The sequence below is a fragment of the Corallococcus terminator genome (genome assembly GCF_003611635.1).
In the GTDB taxonomy this organism is placed as follows: Bacteria; Myxococcota; Myxococcia; order Myxococcales; family Myxococcaceae; genus Corallococcus; species Corallococcus terminator.
In genome coordinates, this window is sequence record NZ_RAVZ01000820.1 from 1 (window position 1) to 438 (window position 438).

Annotated in this window: 1 protein-coding gene; it reads left to right on the forward strand. The window is 61.4% G+C overall.

What is annotated here, in order from left to right; genetic code table 11:
* Positions 1-158: 158 nt before the first annotated feature.
* A partial coding sequence (locus tag D7V88_RS42295; RefSeq protein WP_147449191.1) for a TetR/AcrR family transcriptional regulator occupies positions 159-438 on the forward strand: 280 nt, incomplete at its 3' end.

The following is a 438-nucleotide window of genomic DNA, read 5'->3' on the forward strand; positions in this document are numbered from 1 at the left end:
CGGTTGCGGGGCACGCCGGGGCTGGCGCTTCGCTCCATCGTCGTATTCATGCGGTCTCCTGTTTGCAGCCTTGCGGGCAGGCGTGGCAAATTTCGCATTAAATGTGGTGTGATTCGTCACCACTTTAATTTTCGAGCGTCCTGACGTCAAATAGCGAAATGGAGAAAACACTTGAAACAGCACACGCGCCCGCGAAGAAAGGCCGCCCGTATGGCGGTGTGGCGCCGGAGGCACGCGCGGCAGAACGCCGCGATGCACTCATTCGCGCTGGGACGCGCGTGTTCGGCACGGTGGGCTTTCGCAAGGCCACCGTGCGCGCGATCTGTCAGGAAGCGAAGCTCAACGACCGGTACTTTTACGCCGCGTTCGACAGCACCGAAGCCCTGCTCCGCGCGACCTACCAGCAACATGCCGAAGACTTGCGCGCGCAGGTTTCAG